At 40.7% G+C, this 19736-nt stretch carries 14 protein-coding genes; 12 read left to right on the top strand and 2 right to left on the bottom strand.

What is annotated here, in order from left to right:
* Positions 1–98 precede the first annotated feature (98 nt).
* Positions 99–1112, top strand: coding sequence for a LacI family DNA-binding transcriptional regulator (locus EEJ45_RS12925; RefSeq protein ID WP_124565228.1), 1014 nt, complete (start codon positions 99–101; stop codon positions 1110–1112).
* 55 nt (positions 1113–1167) lie between these two features.
* On the opposite strand, the gene yhfH is transcribed toward EEJ45_RS12925, so the two are convergent.
* A complete protein-coding gene (gene yhfH / locus EEJ45_RS12920; RefSeq protein ID WP_124565227.1) occupies positions 1168–1302 on the bottom strand; it encodes a protein YhfH in 135 nt (44 codons plus the stop codon).
* A gap of 158 nt (positions 1303–1460) precedes the next feature.
* Here yhfH and EEJ45_RS12915 point away from each other — a divergent pair, with 158 nt between their 5' ends.
* The 3 genes from EEJ45_RS12915 to EEJ45_RS12905 all read left to right on the top strand — a co-directional run bounded on the left by EEJ45_RS12915 (position 1461) and on the right by EEJ45_RS12905 (position 4921).
* Positions 1461–2195, top strand: coding sequence for an MBL fold metallo-hydrolase (locus EEJ45_RS12915; protein ID WP_124565226.1), 735 nt, complete (start codon positions 1461–1463; stop codon positions 2193–2195).
* Between the two features lie 9 nt (positions 2196–2204).
* Positions 2205–3191, top strand: coding sequence for a lipoate--protein ligase (lplA, locus tag EEJ45_RS12910; protein ID WP_124565225.1), 987 nt, complete (start codon positions 2205–2207; stop codon positions 3189–3191).
* A gap of 203 nt (positions 3192–3394) precedes the next feature.
* Complete coding sequence (locus EEJ45_RS12905; RefSeq protein ID WP_124565224.1) at positions 3395–4921, top strand: fatty acid--CoA ligase family protein; 1527 nt, start codon at positions 3395–3397, stop codon at positions 4919–4921.
* Positions 4922–4950: 29 nt separating this feature from the next.
* Here the strand turns inward: EEJ45_RS12905 and EEJ45_RS12900 are convergent, their stop codons facing one another.
* Complete coding sequence (locus tag EEJ45_RS12900) at positions 4951–5529, bottom strand: SCO family protein (RefSeq protein WP_124565223.1); 579 nt, start codon at positions 5527–5529, stop codon at positions 4951–4953.
* 154 nt (positions 5530–5683) lie between these two features.
* Here EEJ45_RS12900 and EEJ45_RS12895 point away from each other — a divergent pair, with 154 nt between their 5' ends.
* The 8 genes from EEJ45_RS12895 (at position 5684) to EEJ45_RS12860 (ending at position 19596) form a co-directional block, all read left to right on the top strand.
* Entirely contained in the window at positions 5684–6937 is a 1254-nt protein-coding gene (locus EEJ45_RS12895) for a M48 family metallopeptidase (protein WP_124565222.1), read from the top strand.
* Positions 6938–7172: 235 nt separating this feature from the next.
* Positions 7173–8753 carry a malate synthase A gene (gene aceB, locus EEJ45_RS12890; protein WP_124565221.1) on the top strand — a complete coding sequence of 527 codons (1581 nt, stop codon included), beginning with the start codon at positions 7173–7175 and terminating at the stop codon, positions 8751–8753.
* Positions 8754–8770: 17 nt separating this feature from the next.
* Entirely contained in the window at positions 8771–10048 is a 1278-nt protein-coding gene (gene aceA / locus EEJ45_RS12885) for an isocitrate lyase (protein WP_124565220.1), read from the top strand.
* 650 nt (positions 10049–10698) lie between these two features.
* On the top strand, positions 10699–11289 hold the full coding sequence (locus EEJ45_RS12880) for a competence protein ComK (protein ID WP_124565219.1): 591 nt from the start codon (positions 10699–10701) through the stop codon (positions 11287–11289).
* Between the two features lie 208 nt (positions 11290–11497).
* Positions 11498–12097 carry a TVP38/TMEM64 family protein gene (locus EEJ45_RS12875; RefSeq protein ID WP_124565218.1) on the top strand — a complete coding sequence of 200 codons (600 nt, stop codon included), beginning with the start codon at positions 11498–11500 and terminating at the stop codon, positions 12095–12097.
* Positions 12098–12196: 99 nt separating this feature from the next.
* Positions 12197–15643: a helicase-exonuclease AddAB subunit AddB gene (addB, locus tag EEJ45_RS12870; protein ID WP_124565217.1), complete on the top strand. Its 3447-nt coding sequence runs from the start codon at positions 12197–12199 to the stop codon at positions 15641–15643.
* On the top strand, positions 15640–19275 hold the full coding sequence (gene addA / locus EEJ45_RS12865) for a helicase-exonuclease AddAB subunit AddA (RefSeq protein WP_124565216.1): 3636 nt from the start codon (positions 15640–15642) through the stop codon (positions 19273–19275). The genes addB and addA overlap by 4 nt, the downstream gene beginning before the upstream one ends.
* 15 nt (positions 19276–19290) lie before the next feature.
* A complete protein-coding gene (locus EEJ45_RS12860; RefSeq protein ID WP_124565215.1) occupies positions 19291–19596 on the top strand; it encodes an HNH endonuclease in 306 nt (101 codons plus the stop codon).
* Positions 19597–19736: the final 140 nt, after the last annotated feature.

Raw genomic sequence — 19736 nt, 5'->3', positions numbered from 1 at the left:
GCTTCTGCAGGCGTTTTTCTGTTTTATGCATTGAAAGTTTTTCTTTCTTCCTATATAATGTAAAACGGAAACGCTTACATTATTAAGGGGGAAATTTTGTGTCAACAATTGAGGACGTTGCAAAGCTGGCGGGGTTATCTCGAACAACCGTATCACGCGTAATCAACAATCATCCATACGTGTCAGATGATAAAAAGAAAAGGGTTGCAGTTGCGATGGATACGCTCGGTTTTGTGCCGAATTCTGCTGCGCGGAGGCTACGCAAGCAAAAGGCAGAAACAATTGCTGTTTTAGTGCCCCGTGTAACGAATCCCTTTTTTAGTAAGTTAATAGAGTCGCTCGAGATGGCGGCTTCGGAATACAAATATAAACTAATTATTTGTCAAACGCGTTATTTGCCTGAAAAAGAGTTGGAGTATTTGCAGTTATTAGCTACGAAACAAGTAGACGGTATCATCTTGTGCTCACTTCAAAATAAATGGGAGCATGTCGAACCCTATCTAGAACATGGCCCAATCGTACTTTGTAACGAGTACGCAGAAGAAGCGAAAATACCGACGGTTAAGTTTAATCAAATTGAAGGCGCTTACGAAGCGACAAAACATTTGCTAGAGCAAGGGCATCGCCGCCTGTTATTCTGTAGCGGTAGCGAGCAAAGCATGGTTGTACAGCATCGTAAAATGGGATTTTTACGAGCGGTAGCGGAACATAAGCTACAAGTAGAGTATATGGAATTTATTGAAAATGCATACGATATTGAGGATGGACGCCGTGTATTCCATACGATTTCTCACATGAACAAAATTCCAACAGCTATTTTCGCTGGCGGTGATGAAGTGGCAGCAGGTATCATATCCGAAGCAAAGCGCAATCTATGGCATGTACCGGAACAACTTGCTGTTGTAGGATTTGATAATCAATTGCTGTCAGAGATTACCGAACCAGCTATTACAACAGTGTGTCAGCCTGTAGATAAAATGGCCTATAAAGTAATTGAAGTGATGATGGACAAGATTGTCACAAAACGATACCGTCATAAAGAAATCTACGAGTTTGATTTAGAGCTCGTCGTAAAAGGATCGACTGTGAAAAATATGATGATGTTAGCATAAAAAAGCATCGCGGTATATATACCGCGATGCTTTTTTATGCAATGCTTTGCTATAATCAATATTCTCCTGTATGAATGCAGTCGTCGCATTGATTGTGGTACGCTTCGTGTTGCTCATCAATCTCCTTACCGCACTTGCAGCAGTTTTTTGGTGGTAAATTTCTAAAGAACTCCATTGGATTTTGTAACATGAACGATTCCCCCATTCGTTTTGTTATTTCTATTGTATTAATACAATTATATTTAGTCAACAACTGTTTTATAACAAATTAAAAATGATGAAAATGTCCACCAAAACGATTATAGTTAAAGAGCATTGTAAAAACTGAAAAGGAGAGGATGTGAGTAAATGAAACTTACAGTTGTAGGCTTTTGGGGTGGTTATCCAGAAGCTGGAGAAGCGACATCAGGTTATTTGTTGGAGTATGAGGGGTTTAAATTGCTTATTGATTGCGGCAGTGGTGTACTGTCACAATTGCAAACATATATAGGGATAGACGAGTTAGATGCAGTGTTAGTATCTCATTATCATCACGATCATATTGCAGATATCGGTGTTTTACAATATGCGCGCCTCATTCAATTTTTTAATGGGGAAAAGCTTCCTACCTTACCGATTTACGGGCATGAATTGGATCAACAAGGTTTTGCGTCTTTAACGCATGCTCCTTATACAGCAGGTATGGCGTACAATCCGAAAGAAGAGTTACAAATTGGTCCATTTACGATTACATTTTTGCCGACTAAGCATCCTGTACCATGCTTTGCGATGAGAATTACAGCAGGAACAAGCACAATTGTATATACAGCTGATACAAGCTACTTACCTGAGTTGGTGCCGTTCACAAAAGGAGCAGACTTATTTATTTGCGAGTGCAATATGTATGCACATCAGAATGGGACAAATGCAGGACATTTGAATAGTACAGAAGCTGGTCAGATTGCACAGGAGGCAAAAGTAGGGCAGTTGTTACTGACGCATTTGCCGCATGCGGGCAATATAGCTGATTTGGTAAAGGAAGCGCGTATTGTGTATGATGGACCTATTGAACTGGCACGAAGCGGTTATATTTGGAATGCATGAGGTGGGAGTATGTTATTTATTGATAATAAAGGGATTACAGACCCAACAATTAACTTGGCAATTGAAGAGTATTGTCTAAAGAACTTAGATATTAATGAAACTTACTTACTTTTCTATATTAACGAATCGTCTATTATTATCGGGAAAAACCAAAATACGGCGGAAGAAATTAATGCGGACTATGTAAGAGAAAAAGGTATTCACGTTGTGCGCAGACTATCTGGGGGAGGCGCAGTGTATCATGATTTAGGTAACCTTAATTTCAGCTTTATTACGAAAGATGATGGAGAAAGTTTTCATAACTTTAGAAAGTTCACCGAGCCTGTAATTGAAGCGTTGCAAAAACTTGGTGTACATGCCGAACTGAGCGGGCGTAACGATATTTTAGCGGGGGGCAGAAAAATTTCCGGTAATGCACAATTCTCCACCAAAGGAAGAATGTTCAGTCACGGCACTTTACTGTTTGATTCTCACATTGAAGATGTTGTAGGCGCATTAAACGTAAAAATGGATAAAATTCAATCAAAAGGGATTAAATCCATTCGCAGTCGTGTTGCAAATATTAGCGAGTTTTTAGAAGAACAGATGACAATAGAACAATTCAGGCAGTTATTACTTGAGACGATTTTTCAAACGAAAAATATTCCATCTTATGAGCTTACGGATACGGATTGGAAAGAGATTTATAAACTAGCTGAGGAGCGCTATAGAAACTGGGATTGGAATTACGGTAAGTCTCCAAAATGTAATGTACAGCATTCACATCGCTTTCCAGTTGGACAGCTTGATGTTCGCTTGGAAGTAGAAAAAGGGGTCGTCAAAACATGTAAAATTTATGGTGACTTCTTTGGAGTTGAGGATGTACAGGACTTGGAGCAAATCTTACAGGGACGAAAGTTTGTTAAACAAGATTTTGAAGCAGCTTTAGCAAACATAGATATACAGCGTTATTTTGGTAATATAAAAAAAGAAGAGTTTATTTCATTATTCTTTTAAACTAAGTAAACCGGTCATTTGAAATGACCGGTTTGCTTTTTATTGGAGTTACAAAAAAATGGTCATACCACTTAATGGTATTAAAAAGCTTACATTTTATTGTTTTTATTTTCCTGAAAAACAAATTTCCCTTGCTTAATTAATTTTCAATCAATTATAATATATTTGAATTTTTATAATTTTTATAAAAAGGGGGCTTCTCTGTGAATCTCGTTCACTCACTGTTAGAGACGGCAAGGGAGAAGGGAGAAAAGCCGGCTTATATCTTTGAAGATAAAGCCACATCGTATGCAGAGCTAGGTGGCGCTGTTACGAAATTTGCAAGCGGTTTGTCCAAGCTAGGGGTAAAGCAGGGCGATCACGTGGCGCTGCTGCTTGGAAATTCACCGTATTTTGTAATTGGTCTTTACGGAGCGATGCGCATTGGTGCAACAGTCATTCCAATTAATCCAATTTACGCACCAGATGAAATTCAATATATTTTGCAAAATGGCGATGTAAAAACGGTTATTGCGCTTGATGTATTGTTACCGGTAATGCAACATCTTGCACCGACGTTACCGGGCATGGAACATATTATTGTATGTCCAACATCTGAAACGGCAGTTGTGGAAACAGAAAAAATGAAATCGTTTACAAGCGTGATTGCTACAGGGGATTTTTCACTTCCAATGCCAGATTTAAAAGACGATGATACGGCAATTATTTTGTATACGTCTGGTACTACAGGAAAACCGAAGGGAGCTATGTTGACGCACCAGAATTTGTACAGCAATGCGAGTGATGTGGCTTCTTATTTACAGTATACGGAGCACGATAAAGTCGTAGCAGCACTGCCTATGTTCCATGTATTCTGTTTAACTGTTGCTTTAAATGCGTCAATTGTAAATGGTGCCACGGTCTTAATCGTACCAAAATTTAGCCCAAAAGAAGTATTTCGCGTTGTCAGCAGCCATGAGGCAACTGTATTCGCCGGAGTACCTACCATGTACAACTTCTTATTTCAGTATCCAGAAGGAAATCCTGATGATTGGAAAACGTTGCGTCTTTGTATTTCTGGAGGAGCTTCGTTACCAGTCGCGTTGCTTGAAAACTTTGAGAAGAAATTTAATGTGATGATTTCCGAAGGTTACGGCTTGTCCGAGGCATCTCCAGTTACATGTTTTAATCCGTTGGACCGCCCGCGCAAGGCTGGTTCAATAGGGACAAACATCATAAATGTCGAAAATAAAATTGTCAATGAACTGGGTGATGAAGTAAAGCCGGGGGAGATTGGCGAATTAATTGTCTGTGGTCCAAATGTGATGAAGGGATATTACAAAATGCCTGAAGATACAGCTGCAACAATTCGTGACGGGTGGCTCTATACAGGGGATTTGGCTCGCATGGATGAAGAAGGTTACTTTTACATTGTAGATCGCAAAAAGGATTTAATTATCGTTGGTGGCTATAACGTCTATCCACGGGAGGTGGAGGAGGTTCTTTATAAGCACCCGGCAGTTATGGAAGCCGTCGTTCTTGGCATTCCTGATTATAATCTAGGAGAAGCTGTAAAAGCATATGCAGTAATGAATGATGCTTCAGTCAGTGAGACCGAATTACTTACATATTGCGCACAGCATCTTGCCAAGTATAAGGTTCCTTCTTCTATCGAATTTTTACAAGAACTTCCAAAGAATACAACGGGCAAAATTTTGCGCCGTGCATTAAAAAAAGAAGTTGGAGTATAAGAAAAGGCGGCTGATTATTTCAGTCGCCTTTATAGTGCCTCTTGAATAGCTTTTAACACTTTGTCTTGATTAAATCCCTTCTCTCCCATTCCGAATACTTCGATTAAACGATTGTTCTCATCGAGAAGATATGTATTGGAAGTATGGATGTACATGCCGCCGCCTGGATCTCGATATAGAAAATTAAAAGATTTTGCCAGCATCTTTGTTTGGTCCTCATCACCACGTAGCACATGCCAGCCTTCTTTTATATCAAACGTTTCAGCATATTCATATAACCTTTCCTTTGTATCACGAGCTGGATCTATCGTGATTGTTATGAATTCAATATTTTTTCCAAATGAACCGTCTTTTACGAGCTGATTACGTAGGTATTTCATTTTATAAGTTGTAACTGGACAAATATCAGGACAGTTTGTATATATAAATTCCACAAGTTTCAGCTTTTTCGGCAATGCATCAAAGGAAATGTTTTCTCCGGTTATGTTCTCCATAACAATTCCTTTTGGAAGCTCCATTGTCAGCTTGCGGTATGCGCTGAAATAAAAAATACCACATCCTACTGCGATGATTAGCATTAACACAAATGTTATGTACAGCTTTTTCATCCTAAATCCCCCCTTATTTTCATCATACAGGATGATGCACGATGGTAATTATGTGGAGAGTGAATATTGCGTGAACTTTCCGCAGCTTGTTCTAATTTAGTGGACAACAACTACAATAGTAATAGAGAGAGTTTGGACATCAAGGAGGGGAAGAATGAAAAAAGTTATTGGTTGGTCGCTGTTTCTGTATGTTGGTTTTGGTTTGTTCATATATTGGTATTTATTTTATGGAACGAGCACAGCAATTCCTGAGATGTATAAAGGATCTAGTGCGGACCCAGCAACATTCATGAGTCAGCGCGAGCTAGTTTTAAGTCAGGATTTTTCTCGTATTAAATATTTGCTATACTTTCTTGCTACGCCATTTGAGTGGCTAGTCCTGCTGTTAATCTTAGTTCTTGGTATATCTCGTAACTTTGAAAAATGGGCAAAGCAAAGCGCTAAGCCTAAGATCCTGCAAATTGGTGTCTATTTATTTTACTTATCGCTGCTAACAACAGCACTGGCACTTCCATTCCAATGGATTAGCTATCAAGTATCAAAGTTTTACCACATATCAACGCAAACAACTGCAAGTTGGGTGAAGGATCATATTATTGACTTCTGGGTCAATTTTGTTTTTATGTTTGTTATTGTGGCAGTGTTGCTTTGGTTGATGAAAAGAAGTGAGCGTTGGTGGTTGTACGCATGGTGCTTATCAGTGCCATTCACAATTTTCATGACGTTTATTCAGCCGGTTTTTATAGATCCACTGTACAATGATTTTCAGCCACTGCAGAATAAACAGTTAGAAACTAAAATTTTGAAATTAGCACAACAAGCAGATATCCCAGCGAGTCATGTATATGAAGTGAATATGTCAGAGAAGACGAATGCGTTAAATGCATATGTAACAGGAATTGGATCTAATTCAAGAATTGTTTTATGGGATACAACACTTAAACAGTTGAGCGAGAATGAGATTTTGTTTATTATGGCACATGAAATGGCGCACTACGTAAAAAAGCATATTTATTGGGCGCTTGCAGGTTCAATTGCCTTATCATTTGTCGGTCTGTATCTGATTAGTCGCTTAATCAATCGTACGATTCGAAAATTTGGTCATATCTTCCATATCTCATCTATCACCAGTTTTTCCGTACTGCCGCTGTTTTTTCTTTTTTCATCTGTACTATCGTTCGCTGCAAGCCCAGCAATGAATTATGTATCGCGTGCAGAGGAACGCGCATCGGATACATATGCGATGGAGCTAACGAACGACAATAAAGCAGCGGTCATGACGTTTCAAAACTTGTCTAAAACAAGTTTAAGTCAAGTCAATCCACCAGGACTTGTGAAATTTTTCTTGTATACACATCCGACTATTTTAGAACGCATTCAATATTTAGAGCAGTATGAGAAGAAATAACATACTAACATAAGTTGTTAGTGACAGTTTGAGGGAGTTTCTAGACGACGAGCCTATAGGGTCGTCTTTTTTTGTAATAATACAGAACTTATTAAAGAAAACGCTTTCATTAAATTTTGATAGCTTTTTCTGTACTTTCACTGAAAAAATTCAAAAATATCTTCCTTTTCAGAAAGTTTGTTATATAATATGTATTAGAAATGAAAACTGTTATAAAACAGAAAGGGGAATAGAGATGACGACACAAACATCGGGAGTGTCTATCACAGGGCGACTATCACTTGGGTATTCTGATATTTTGACACCAGAAGCGCTTAAATTTTTGAAGGCTCTTCATGAAAACTTTAATGAGCGGCGAAAAGAGCTACTTCAAAGGCGCAAGGAAAAGCAGGAAGCAATTGACCGAGGTGTGTTTCCAACGTTCTTACCGGAAACAGCCCATATTAGAAATAGCGATTGGACGATTGCACCTCTTCCTGCGGATTTGCAAGATCGTCGTGTGGAAATAACAGGACCTGTAGACAGAAAGATGGTTATTAATGCATTGAATTCTGGCGCTCGTCTGTTTATGGCCGACTTTGAAGATGCCAATGCACCGATGTGGGAAAACAATCTGGACGGACAAGTAAATTTACGTGATGCAGTCAATCGTACCATTTCATTTGTCGGTTCAAATGGCAAAGAGTACAAGTTGAATGAAAAGACAGCGGTTCTTTTAGTGAGACCACGCGGATGGCATTTAAACGAAAAGCATGTGTTGATTGAAGGTGAAGAAATATCCGGCAGTTTGTTTGACTTCGGTTTATTTTTCTTTCATAACGCCAAAACACTTTTGGCAAGCGGAAGTGGACCTTATTTTTACTTGCCGAAGCTGCAAAGTTACCTAGAAGCACGTCTTTGGAATGACGTGTTCGTCTATGCGCAGGAATACATTGGTGTATCTAAAGGTTCTATTAAAGCCACGGTCCTACTTGAAACCATTCATGCCGCATTTGAAATGGATGAAATTTTATATGAGCTACGCGAGCATTCAGCGGGGCTCAATTGTGGACGCTGGGATTATATCTTTAGCTATTTAAAAACATTTGCGAAGCATGAAACATTTCTACTGCCTGACCGAGCGCAGGTAACGATGACTGCACCGTTTATGGAGGCGTATTGTCTACGTGTCATTCAAACATGTCATCGTCGCAATGCCCCGGCAATCGGCGGTATGGCGGCACAAATTCCTATTAAGAACGATCCGCAAGCGAATGAAGAAGCTTTCCAAAAGGTACGGGTTGACAAAGAGCGAGAAGCAAACAACGGTCACGATGGCACTTGGGTAGCGCATCCGGGTCTTGTACCTGTGGCATTGGAGGTATTTGACAGGATTATGCCAACTGCTAATCAGATTGATAGAAAACGAGAAGATGTACATGTAACGGAGGAAGAGTTACTGCGAGTACCAACTGGTACTATTACGGAACAAGGACTGCGGACGAATATTAATGTCGGCATTCAATATATTGCATCATGGCTGAGTGGCAGAGGCGCGGCACCTATCCATAATTTGATGGAGGATGCAGCAACAGCCGAGATTTCTCGTGCACAGGTGTGGCAATGGGTACGTCATTCAAAAGGACAATTTGAAGATGGCACAGATATTACATTTGAGCTAGTTGCACAATATCAGGAGGAAGAAGTAGAGAAAATTGAGAGAGAAGGTGCGTATGCATCCGATAAACTGCAACAAGCATCTCGGTTGTTCACAGCTTTGGTACAGGATGATAACTTTGTAGAATTTTTAACGTTGCCTGGATATGAACTATTATAAAAAGGAGATGGATGAGGATGACAAATCAAAAAGCACAACAATTACAAGAAAGCTGGGAGCTAGATTCACGATGGAACGGTATTGAGCGCCCATATACAGCGGACGATGTACTTCGTCTACGGGGTTCAATTGAAATTGAGCATACACTTGCACGTCGCGGCGCGCAAAAACTATGGGACAGCTTGCATACAGAGGATTATATTAATGCATTGGGTGCTTTAACAGGAAATCAAGCGATGCAGCAAGTAAAGGCTGGTTTAAAGGCCATTTATTTGAGTGGTTGGCAAGTAGCTGCGGATGCGAACTTGTCTGGCCATATGTATCCAGATCAAAGCTTATATCCTGCTAATAGCGTACCAGCTGTTGTAAAGCGCATTAACCAAACATTGCAGCGTGCGGATCAAATTCAACATATGGAAGGCAGCGGCGATGTAGACTATTTCGTACCAATTGTTGCAGATGCAGAAGCAGGCTTTGGCGGTCAGCTTAATGTATTTGAATTAATGAAGGGAATGATTGAAGCCGGCGCTGCAGGCGTTCACTTTGAAGATCAGCTTTCCTCAGAGAAAAAGTGCGGACATCTGGGCGGAAAAGTATTATTACCAACACAAACGGCAGTGCGTAACTTAATTGCAGCGCGCTTAGCTGCAGATGTGATGAACGTGCCGACAATCATCGTAGCGAGAACAGATGCGGATGCCGCAGATCTGATTACAAGTGACATTGATCCATATGACCAGCAGTTTATTACAGGAGAACGAACACCGGAGGGCTTTTTCCGTACAAAAGCTGGTCTTGATCAGGCGATTGCACGCGGTCTTGCTTATGCACCATACGCAGACTTGATTTGGTGCGAAACATCTGAACCGAACTTAGAGGATGCGAAGCGTTTTGCTGAGGCTATTCATGAAAAATTCCCAGGAAAATTGCTTGCTTACAACTGTTCTCCATCTTTCAATTGGAAGAAGAAGCTAGATGATGAAACCATTGCGAACTTCCAAAAAGAAATCGCAACATACGGATATAAATTCCAATTCGTTACGCTAGCTGGCTTTCATTCCTTAAATTACGGTATGTTTGAATTAGCACGCGGATACAAGGAGCGCGGGATGGCGGCATATTCTGAACTGCAACAGGCAGAATTTGCTGCAGAGGAGCACGGCTATACAGCAACGCGCCATCAGCGTGAAGTGGGAACAGGTTACTTTGATCAAGTAGCACAGGTTATCACAGGAGGAACATCATCTACAACAGCATTAAAAGGTTCTACAGAAGAAGAACAGTTTGCGAAGTAATGGGAAGCAGCGCCGTGAGCGCTGCTTTTTATTGCATAGGCTGTGTTAAAGCCTGATGCTGATCATTAGCATTTGTTAATCGGAGTGAAGAGGGGAGAGACTTCGGCAGAAAAGCGAGTCAAAGGGAGCCCCCGCAGGTGCATAGCGATGAGGAGTCTCCCTGACTGCCCGCTGAAAGCGAGCCCCCGTAATGGAAAGCAACAACGAACCTTAACAGAGTCATATAAAAAGAAAGCATAAAACCTCGGATATTGTCGTTTTTTAAGTTTGTGTTAAAACGTTATGTTAGTTTTTGGGTTTTTTATATAACGTTATAAAGATGTTAAAATATTGAAAACTTTTACATAAAGTGGATTTTGTGTGGTAGGATTTTTTATGTAAAGCCCATTCTATAGGAAAGGAGGAAGTTTTTAGGAAGAGCGGTTAAAAATTCGAATGATTATTTATAGTGTCAGTACAACAAAATATCGCATTTGTGTCTAATCTGCAGAATAAATTAATTAATGCTTTTATTTTTATGCTTGCGGAAGACAAATACACTTTTCTTGTTTATACAATAATCTTCGAATTCTTTATTTCCTAAATATATATTAAAGGATAAAAAGACTAATAGCATGACTAAATACTAAACTGTTAATGAGGTGAGTAACATGGCAAGGCAGGAACGTTTTGAAGATGAGGATCTTGTGAGATGTGCAGACAGCTATATTATAAACAAAGACACAATAGCTGTGTTGCCAGTAACCAGGGTCGGAAAACCAACTATTTCAATGGTTATTGAAGAAGAACAAGTAATCTATATCTTACAAGAGCCGGTTGATATTATAAAGACGAGTTGTCGTTCTTATGGTTCTAGCCTAGAGGGCAGAATTGAAGGAACTCGTGAGTTAATTGGAACCGTCAATAAAGCTCCTATTGTTATTCATGATCGGTTATATTATTTTCCTACAACATCTTATACAAGAGAAGATTGTGCTTGGATCTCTCATTCACATGCTGCAAAAAGCAAACCCCTCTCACCTAAGACCCTGCTTCTAAAATTTATTAACGGACAGACGATTAAATTACCTATGTCTCATCAATCCTTCACCAATCAATTGAATCGAACGGCACAGCTCCGATCTGTATACGAAAACAGCAGGGAGCGTCGTAAACTTCCTTATCTCGTGGTCTTAGAGGCAGAAGAGCTTTTGGGCAATCATAAAGGAAAGAGTAATTACTTATCTGATTGGAAAGATTGAGTTTTATTTGCGATGTTGTGTATCGCTCTGTACATAGGAATGTCAGTGCATGAAAAAACTTTGCTCTATGGCTGAGCAAAGTTTTTTTATGTAGGTATAGGTGCATATATTACTTAAGGAAACGGACAAGAAATGGTACAATGTAATAGAAAGAAAATAACTTATTTGTGAATGAGTATATTCAAGGAAAAGGAGCCAAGTACTGTACATGGAGCTTCAAACAATACAGCAATACTTCACAATTGAAAATATGCAACAGTTGTTACAAAGCTATCGAGATTTTGGACCGGTGGCTGGTATAATGCTTCCGATGCTTGAAGCATTTTTACCATTTTTACCTCTATTTGCATTTATTATGGCAAACGCTGCAGCATATGGCCTTTGGGAAGGTTTTTTCTATTCTTGGCTTGGTTCCTGTATCGGCTCATTGTTGTTATTTTTACTGATTCGGGGTTTTGGAAGGCATCGTTTTTTTGGGTTTGTCAATCGCCATCCAAAGGTGCGTAAATCTATGAATTGGATTGAGCGGAAGGGATTCGGACCCATTTTTCTACTTTTTTGTTTACCTTTTTCTCCATCGGCACTTATCAATGTGGTCGCTGGTCTTTCAAGGATTAGTAAAAAACAATTTGTTTTGGCCTTGTTACTTGGGAAAATAGTCATGATTTTAGGTGTGAGTTATATCGGCTATGATATATTCTCTTTCATCCGGAATCCAATTAAAACATTAATTGTAGCTGGTGTTGTGTTTGTTTTATGGTATATAGGTAAGAAAATTGAAATAAGACTTGAGCTGGGAAAAGAGTAGCACAACTCTCTTCTCAAACATGTAAAAGCTGAGCTACAGGGGTGTTCGAGCATTTCGAATATCCTTCTTTTATATAGAAATTTAGAAAGGTGGTTGGCTATGTCATTGCGTATTGTATTGGGACGAGCAGGAACTGGTAAAAGTGCCCTATGCCTACGAGAAATGCATGAGGAGCTAAAGCAAAGACCAAAAGGGGACAGTATTATTTACTTAGTACCTGAACAAATGTCGTTCCAAGCGCAGCAAGCACTAGGAAGTTCAATCCGTGCACAGGTATTCAGCTTTTCGCGACTTGCTTGGAAGGTGCTTCAAGAGACTGGAGGAACAAGTAGACTTCATATTGATGAAGCAGGTGTAAATATGCTTCTTCGTAAAATTGTGGAAGCACGTAAAGGCGAGCTGCGTGTCTTTCAAAAAGCAGCAAAGCAAAATGGCTTCTTTGGACAGCTTGGTGGTATGATTGCTGAATTGAAACGCCACAACGTAACACCTGCAGATATGTATAGGGTATGGCGAGAAGTTGAAGATAAGCATGCTCCGCTTCTCGCCAGCAAAATGCACGATTTACAGCTGCTCTATGAAGATTTTGAACGTGCACTTATTGGAAAGTATTTAGATTCTGAGGATTATGTCAAGCTGCTTGCTGAAAAACTTCCACAATCTTCTTACATGAAAAATGCAATTATATATGCAGACGGCTTTCATACGTTTTTGCCGCAGGAACTTGATGTATTAAAGCGTATGTTGCAATGTGGAGCCAAACTTACGGTTACACTCGTACTTGATGCGCCACAAAAGCAGGAAATGGACTTATTTTACACAACAGCACGCACGTATGAAAGACTTATGAAAATAGCAACTGATGTACGAATTAAGGCTAACAGTATCTTGCTGGAGGAGCCACATCGTTTTAAAGGAAGTGCATCGCTTGCTCATATTGAGAAGCACTTTGAATCTATTCCACCGAAATACTTTGCGGGGAGCAGTAATTTAACAGTTTATACGGCTGCGAATCGACAAGCGGAGGTGGAAGGAGTTGCACGGGAAATTCGAAGGCTTGTAAGAGAAGAAGGGTATCGTTATCGTGATATCGCTGTTATGTTACGGAACGGCACAAGTTATAATGACAGCATAAAAGCGATTTTTGCAGCAAGTGAAATTCCGTTTTTCATTGATGAAAAACGCTTGATGTTGCACCACCCCTTGGTAGAACTGATTCGTTCTGTGCTGGAGGTGATTGAGGGCAATTGGCGCTATGAAGCGGTCTTTCGCTGTATTAAAACCGAACTGTTGTTTCCGCGTCGCTCTCATTTGTTGAAGCTTAGAGAAGAAATGGATGCGTTTGAGAATTATTGTCTCGCTTATGGTATGCAAGGGAAAAAGTGGACAAATGGTGAGAGATGGACGTATAGACGCTATCGTTCTTTAGAGACAACATTGCAAACCGACAATGAACGCGAGACCGAAGAACGCATGAATAACTTACGTGATATGGTGGTAAAACCGATTTTTACATTGCAAAAGCGATTGAAGCGTGCGAAGTCCGTACGCAAGATGTGTGAAGCCGTATATTTGTTTTTGGAAGAGCTTCGTGTGCCAAGAAAGTTAGAGGCAATGCGAAAGAAAGCAGAGGAAGAAGGAAACTTGCTGTTTGCTAATGACCATGAGCAAGTATGGCATGCTGTTATTGACTTGTTGGATAAATATGTGGAAATGCTTGGTGATGAGAATATGTCACTGCAGCTTTTCAGTGAAGTGATGTCTACAGGTCTTGCTTCATTGCACTTTGCCAACATTCCTCCTTCTCTTGATCAAGTATTAATTGCTAATATAGACCGTTCTCGCTTGGCAAATGTGCGTGCTCTATTTTTAATCGGTGCTAACGAGGGTGTAATTCCTGGTTTGCCAGCGGATGTAGGAATGTTATCGGACGAGGAACGAGAGACCTTGCTTGGAAGTGGTATAGAGCTCGCTTCAACAACACGACAAAAGATGTTAGAAGAACAATTTATCGTGTATCAAGCGTTAACACGTGCATCTCATCGTTTATATATAAGCTGTCCATTTGCAGATGAGGAAGGAAAAGTATTGCTACCATCTGGACTTTTCAAAAAGCTAAAAGCACTTGTGCCAAGCGCTGAGCAAGAGTTTTTAACGAATGAGGTGCAAGAGGGGAAAGAAGAGTATATTACAACACCTGCGATGACGCTGTCACATTTGGTGCAGCAGTTGCAGCTTTGGAAGCAAAGCGGTTATAAGACCGACTTGTCTTTTTGGTGGGATGTATATAATTTTTATGTACAATCGCCGCAATGGCAAGAGCATAGTAAACGTGTCCTCTCTAGTTTGTTTTATCGAAACGAAGCAAAGCCACTTCATAAATCTGTAAGCTTGGCTCTTTATGGAGAGACGATTAAAGGCAGTGTTTCACGTATGGAGTTGTTTCAACGTTGTTCATATGCGCACTTCGCACAGCATGGCCTGGCCCTTCGAGAACGTGACATCTTTACAATTGATGCTCCTGATATTGGAGAGCTTTTTCATGCTGCGCTCAAAAGCATTGCCGATCGTTTAACACAGCAAAGCAGGAGCTGGGCTGATCTGAGCCGAACAGAATGTGAACATTTAGCGATGGAAGCCATGGAAATGCTGGCGCCGCTTTTACAAAAGGAAATTTTATTAAGCTCAAATCGTCATCATTATTTAAAGCACAAATTGCAGCAAATTATTTTCCGTGCTTCCCTTATACTTAGCGAGCATGCGAAGTCGAGCGGCTTTGTGCCGGTGGATCTTGAGGTGCCGTTTGGTATTGGAGCTGATGCATTGCCGCCGCTTCATTTTCAATTGGCAAATGGTACGAAAATGGAGGTTGTCGGTCGCATTGACCGTGTTGATATGGCAGAGGGAGAGAAAGGAACGTTCCTGCGCATTATTGATTATAAATCAAGCGCCAAATCACTCGACATGACTGAGGTGTATTATGGGCTGGCGCTACAAATGCTTACCTATTTAGATGTTGTGATTGAAAATGCTGGGAAATGGGTGAAGGATAAGCAAGTTGCACCGGCGGGAGTACTATATTTTCATGTGCATAATCCAGTTGTGGAGATTAAGGGTGATGCAACGGATGCAGACATTGATCGAGAAATTTTACGCAAATTTAAGATGAAAGGTTTATTACTGGGTGATACAGATGTTGTTCGTTTGATGGATGCTTCATTAACATCAGGTTCTTCAGATATTGTATCTGCGGGATTAAAAAAGGACGGAACTTTCAGTGCTTATTCATCCATTGCGAGCGAGCAGGAGTTTCATACATTAAAACAATATGTCCGACGCAAGTTTCAAGATATCGGAACAAGTATTACAGAAGGAGTCATTGATATTGCGCCGTACAAATTAAAGACGAAAGCGGCTTGCGGCTTTTGTCAGTTTAAATCAGTTTGTCAATTTGATGAATCATTGCAGGAAAATGAGTACCGCGTACTGCGTCCTCTAAAAGAAGCAGAAGCGTTGCTGAAAATGAGAGAGGAGGGAGACCGATGATAAAGCCGGCTCATGTGCACTGGACAGATGATCAATGGAAGGCAATCGTATCAGAGGGCAGTGATATTTTGGTGGCTGCAGCAGCCGGTTCTGGTAAAACTGCTGTACTGGTTGAGCGCATCATTCAAAAGCTAATTGGACCGAACCCAATTGATGTAGATCGTTTGCTTGTTGTTACCTTTACAAATGCTTCTGCACAGGAGATGAAAACGAGAATTGCAGAAGCGCTGGACAAAGAGCTTGCAAAGCAGCCGCATTCCCAGCATTTGCGCAAACAGCTGAATCTGCTGGGACGTGCTTCTATCTCAACGCTGCACTCCTTTTGCTTACAGGTAATTCGTAACTATTATTACATGATTGATGTAGATCCTGGATTTCGGATAGGCAGTCAAGCAGAAATTGAATTGTTAAAAGAGGAAGTCTTACATGATTTACTCGAAGAGGAGTATGGTTTGGAAGGAAATGAGTTATTCTTTGATCTTGTAGAACGTTATACAAGTGATCGAAGTGATGATGACTTACAGGATATGATTCTTGCTTTTCATAGAGAAGCGACTGCGCATCCTAATCCAAAACGCTGGCTGCAGCAAGTTAGAGATCTGTACAAAGAAGCCAATCATATAGACGAATTACCGTATACATCGTATTTATTAGCATATATGCAATTACAGTTACGTGGCTTGCGTGCTCACCTGGAAAAGGCGATGGAACTTACACAATGGCCGGGTGGGCCACTGCCGCGTGAAGCAGTATTTCGTGATGATATTAGGCAAATTGATATGTTACTAGCAGCTTCGTCGTGGACCGAGATGGATGAAGCAATCAAGTCCGTGAAGTGGCAGACATTGCCGCGTATTAAACGTGCGGATTATGAAGAAGAACTGCTTCAGCGTACGGACCAGCTACGAAAACAAGTAAAAGAAGACGTAGCGAAAATGACGGAGGACTGGTTTAGCAGGTCATCCGAAGCCTATATGGACGATTTAAAAGAAATGGCGCCTATTGTCGCCAAATTGACTGATTTGGTACAGACATTTATTGCTCGGTTTCAGCAAGCCAAACGTGCTAAAAGCATGGTCGATTTTACAGATTTGGAGCACTTTTGCTTAGCAATTTTACAGGAAAATGACGCCCCTTCCGCTGTTGCAATGCACTATCGTGAGTTGTTTGCGGAAGTGCTTGTCGATGAGTATCAGGACGTAAACTTTGTTCAGGAATCGATCTTGCGTCTTGTAACGAAAGAAATGGAAAGTACCGGAAATCTATTTATGGTTGGCGATATTAAACAATCTATTTACCGTTTTCGTCTAGCTGAACCTGGTCTGTTTCTTGGTAAGTATAAACGCTTCACACGTGAGGGTGAAGGGGGACTGAAGATTGATCTTGCACAAAACTTTCGCAGTCGTCCTGAGGTTTTACATGGGACAAACTTTGTATTCAAACAAATTATGGGCGAGACCGTAGGAGAAATTGCATACGACGAAGATGCTGAGTTGAAGCCGGGAGCTGTGTATCCGGATAGTTCTGATGTAGATGCTGAGCTGTTAGTTATTCATGCAGAAGCACAAGAGGAAGAAGAACTTGAAAATCCGCAGCTAGAAGCACGTCTAATTGCCCAACGAATTCGCAAGATGATTAGTTCAGGCTATGAGATATATGATCGTAAACATGGTGCTATGCGTCCGATATCTTATCGTGACTTTGTAATCTTACTGCGTTCCATGCCTTGGGCACCTACAATGATGGAAGAGTTTAAGATGCAGGGCATTCCTGCATATGCAGAGCTAGCAACAGGCTATTTTGAAGCAACGGAAGTTAATGTTATGTTAAATATGCTACGTGTAATCGATAACCCGCAGCAAGATATTCCGCTAGCGTCTGTATTGCGGTCTCCTATTGTAGGTATGAAAGATGAAGAATTAGCAACTATTCGCATTCATGGTAAAAAAGCTTCATTTTACCAAGTACTGAAAAGCTTTGCGTATTCAGGCAAACCAAGAGAGCTTCGCGAAAAAACAGATCTATTTTTACAAGCATTACAGAAGTGGCGTGATTTTGCACGTCAGCAGCCTCTTACAGAACTAATTGCTAATATATATCGTCAAACTGGTTATTATGACTTTGTGGGTGGTTTACCAGGCGGAAAGCAAAGACAAGCTAATTTACGTATGCTACAGGACAAGGCAAGGCAATATGAAGCCGGCGACTTTCGTGGTTTATTCCGGTTTTTGCGCTTTATTGAAAGGCTGCAAGAGCGCGGCGATGATATGGGAGCTGCGAGGGTAGCGAATGAGCAAGAAGATGTAGTGCGTATTATGACGGTTCATAAAAGTAAAGGTCTTGAGTTTCCAGTCGTATTTGTTGCAGGCATGGGAAGGCGTTTTAATACGAGAGATTTAACAAACCGTTTTCTGCTTCACAAGGATTTTGGTTTTGGCTCGCAGTTCATTGACCCGCAAAAGCGAATTAAGTTTACGACGTTACCTTATATAGCTATCAAACAAAAGATGAAGATGGAAATGATTGCGGAAGAAATGCGGGTGCTTTATGTAGCCTTGACACGTGCAAAGGAGAAGTTAATTTTAATAGGCTCGGTTAAAGATGCTGCTAGTGTTATTTCTAAATGGACTGAAACGAATGATCATAAAGAGTGGCTTCTTCCTGACTATATAAGAGCACAGGCGTCCTCCTATCTTGATTGGTTAGGCCCTGCTTTGATGCGACACAGAGCAGGGGAGGAATTTGGAGATAGAGGTAGGGTGCTGTCTGCTATTGACCAGCATGAGGCTAAGTGGAAAGTCGAGATCATTCAAATGGATGCATTGCGACCATTTGATACGGAAATGGAAGAAAATGCTGAACTTCTTGCTGCCTTGCAAGCGCATGAACCGGTGCCCGCCCCAAATTCTGATATCATAGAGCGTTTGCACTGGGCATATTCCTTTCAGGAGGCTACCGCATATCGAGCAAAGCAATCTGTTTCTGACTTAAAGCGTCAGTACGAAGCCAATGAAGATAGCGATGAAGTCCTCTTATCTGCACCGCGTTCTGCTATTGAAAAACGACCGCGTTTTATGGAGAAAAAGGGGTTAACAGGAGCTGAGCGTGGAACGGCGATGCATACTGTGATGCAGCATGTGAACTTACATGAAGAAATAACCAAAGAAAGAATTGCTGAACAGTTAGCTAGTATGGTAAACCGTGAGCTATTAACAGAAGAGCAAGCGGACAGCGTTGATCCGGAGGAAATTGTGATGTTTTTCCATACGAATCTTGGACAACGTGTAAAGATTGCTTCTCATGTAGAACGAGAGGTCCCATTTTCTATTCTATTATCTGCTAGTGAAATATATCGAGATTGGAGCGCTACGTACGAAGAAAAAGTTGTTGTACAAGGTGTGATTGATTGTATGATTGAGGAAGAAGACGGAATTGTTCTCATTGATTTTAAAACAGATAAAATTACGGGGAAATATCCGCGCGGAATTGAACAGGCACGTAAGGAATTAGAAAAACGCTATGAGAAGCAGTTAAATTTATATGCGACTGCTATCGAAACAAGCTTAAAGAAAAAAGTAAAAGAAAAATATTTATACTTTTTTGACGGTCATCACATACTAGCCTTAGATTAAGGAAAGAGTGAGAGTATGGGAAAACGACTTTACGGCACTTGTGAGCTTTGTCAGCGAGATGACTTGGAATTAACAGTGCATCATTTAATACCAAAGGAGTTAGGCGGTACGTTTGAACCTACTGCGGATTTATGTATTGCTTGTCATAAACAAATTCATGCTTTGTATACAAACCAGGAGCTTGCTGTGCGTTTGCATACTATTGCAGCATTACAAGCTGATGAAAAAATATCGTCATTTTTAAAATGGATTCGCAAGCAGCCGTCTTCTAAGCTTGTTAAAACAAAAAAATCAAACGAACGCAAGCAAAAAGGAAGGTAGAAATACCCTCCTTTTTTGTGTGGAGAACCTCTGCTTCTGCACCTGAACAAACCGTCTCCGCTTTTCTTATTGTCCAGCTCCGCCGGTTAGGTGCTGCCAGCCGAGAACCTCCGCCCATAAAGGCAGAAAGCGCCTTTTTG

This window comes from Ectobacillus antri (genome assembly GCF_003852715.1).
GTDB classification, from domain to species: Bacteria; Bacillota; Bacilli; order Bacillales; family Bacillaceae_G; genus Ectobacillus; species Ectobacillus antri.
The sequence above is the reverse complement of the archived record's forward strand: the minus strand, read 5'-3'. Positions and strand labels throughout refer to the sequence as shown.

Coding starts and splice junctions, on each gene's coding strand:
- aceB (WP_124565221.1), top strand. CDS start 7,173: ATGACGACACAAACATCGGGAGTGTCTATCACAGGGCGACTATCACTT.
- addB (WP_124565217.1), top strand. CDS start 12,197: ATGTCATTGCGTATTGTATTGGGACGAGCAGGAACTGGTAAAAGTGCC.
- EEJ45_RS12860 (WP_124565215.1), top strand. CDS start 19,291: ATGGGAAAACGACTTTACGGCACTTGTGAGCTTTGTCAGCGAGATGAC.
- yhfH (WP_124565227.1), bottom strand. CDS start 1,302: ATGTTACAAAATCCAATGGAGTTCTTTAGAAATTTACCACCAAAAAAC.
- addA (WP_124565216.1), top strand. CDS start 15,640: ATGATAAAGCCGGCTCATGTGCACTGGACAGATGATCAATGGAAGGCA.
- EEJ45_RS12880 (WP_124565219.1), top strand. CDS start 10,699: ATGGCAAGGCAGGAACGTTTTGAAGATGAGGATCTTGTGAGATGTGCA.
- EEJ45_RS12900 (WP_124565223.1), bottom strand. CDS start 5,529: ATGAAAAAGCTGTACATAACATTTGTGTTAATGCTAATCATCGCAGTA.
- aceA (WP_124565220.1), top strand. CDS start 8,771: ATGACAAATCAAAAAGCACAACAATTACAAGAAAGCTGGGAGCTAGAT.
- EEJ45_RS12895 (WP_124565222.1), top strand. CDS start 5,684: ATGAAAAAAGTTATTGGTTGGTCGCTGTTTCTGTATGTTGGTTTTGGT.
- lplA (WP_124565225.1), top strand. CDS start 2,205: ATGTTATTTATTGATAATAAAGGGATTACAGACCCAACAATTAACTTG.
- EEJ45_RS12915 (WP_124565226.1), top strand. CDS start 1,461: ATGAAACTTACAGTTGTAGGCTTTTGGGGTGGTTATCCAGAAGCTGGA.
- EEJ45_RS12875 (WP_124565218.1), top strand. CDS start 11,498: ATGGAGCTTCAAACAATACAGCAATACTTCACAATTGAAAATATGCAA.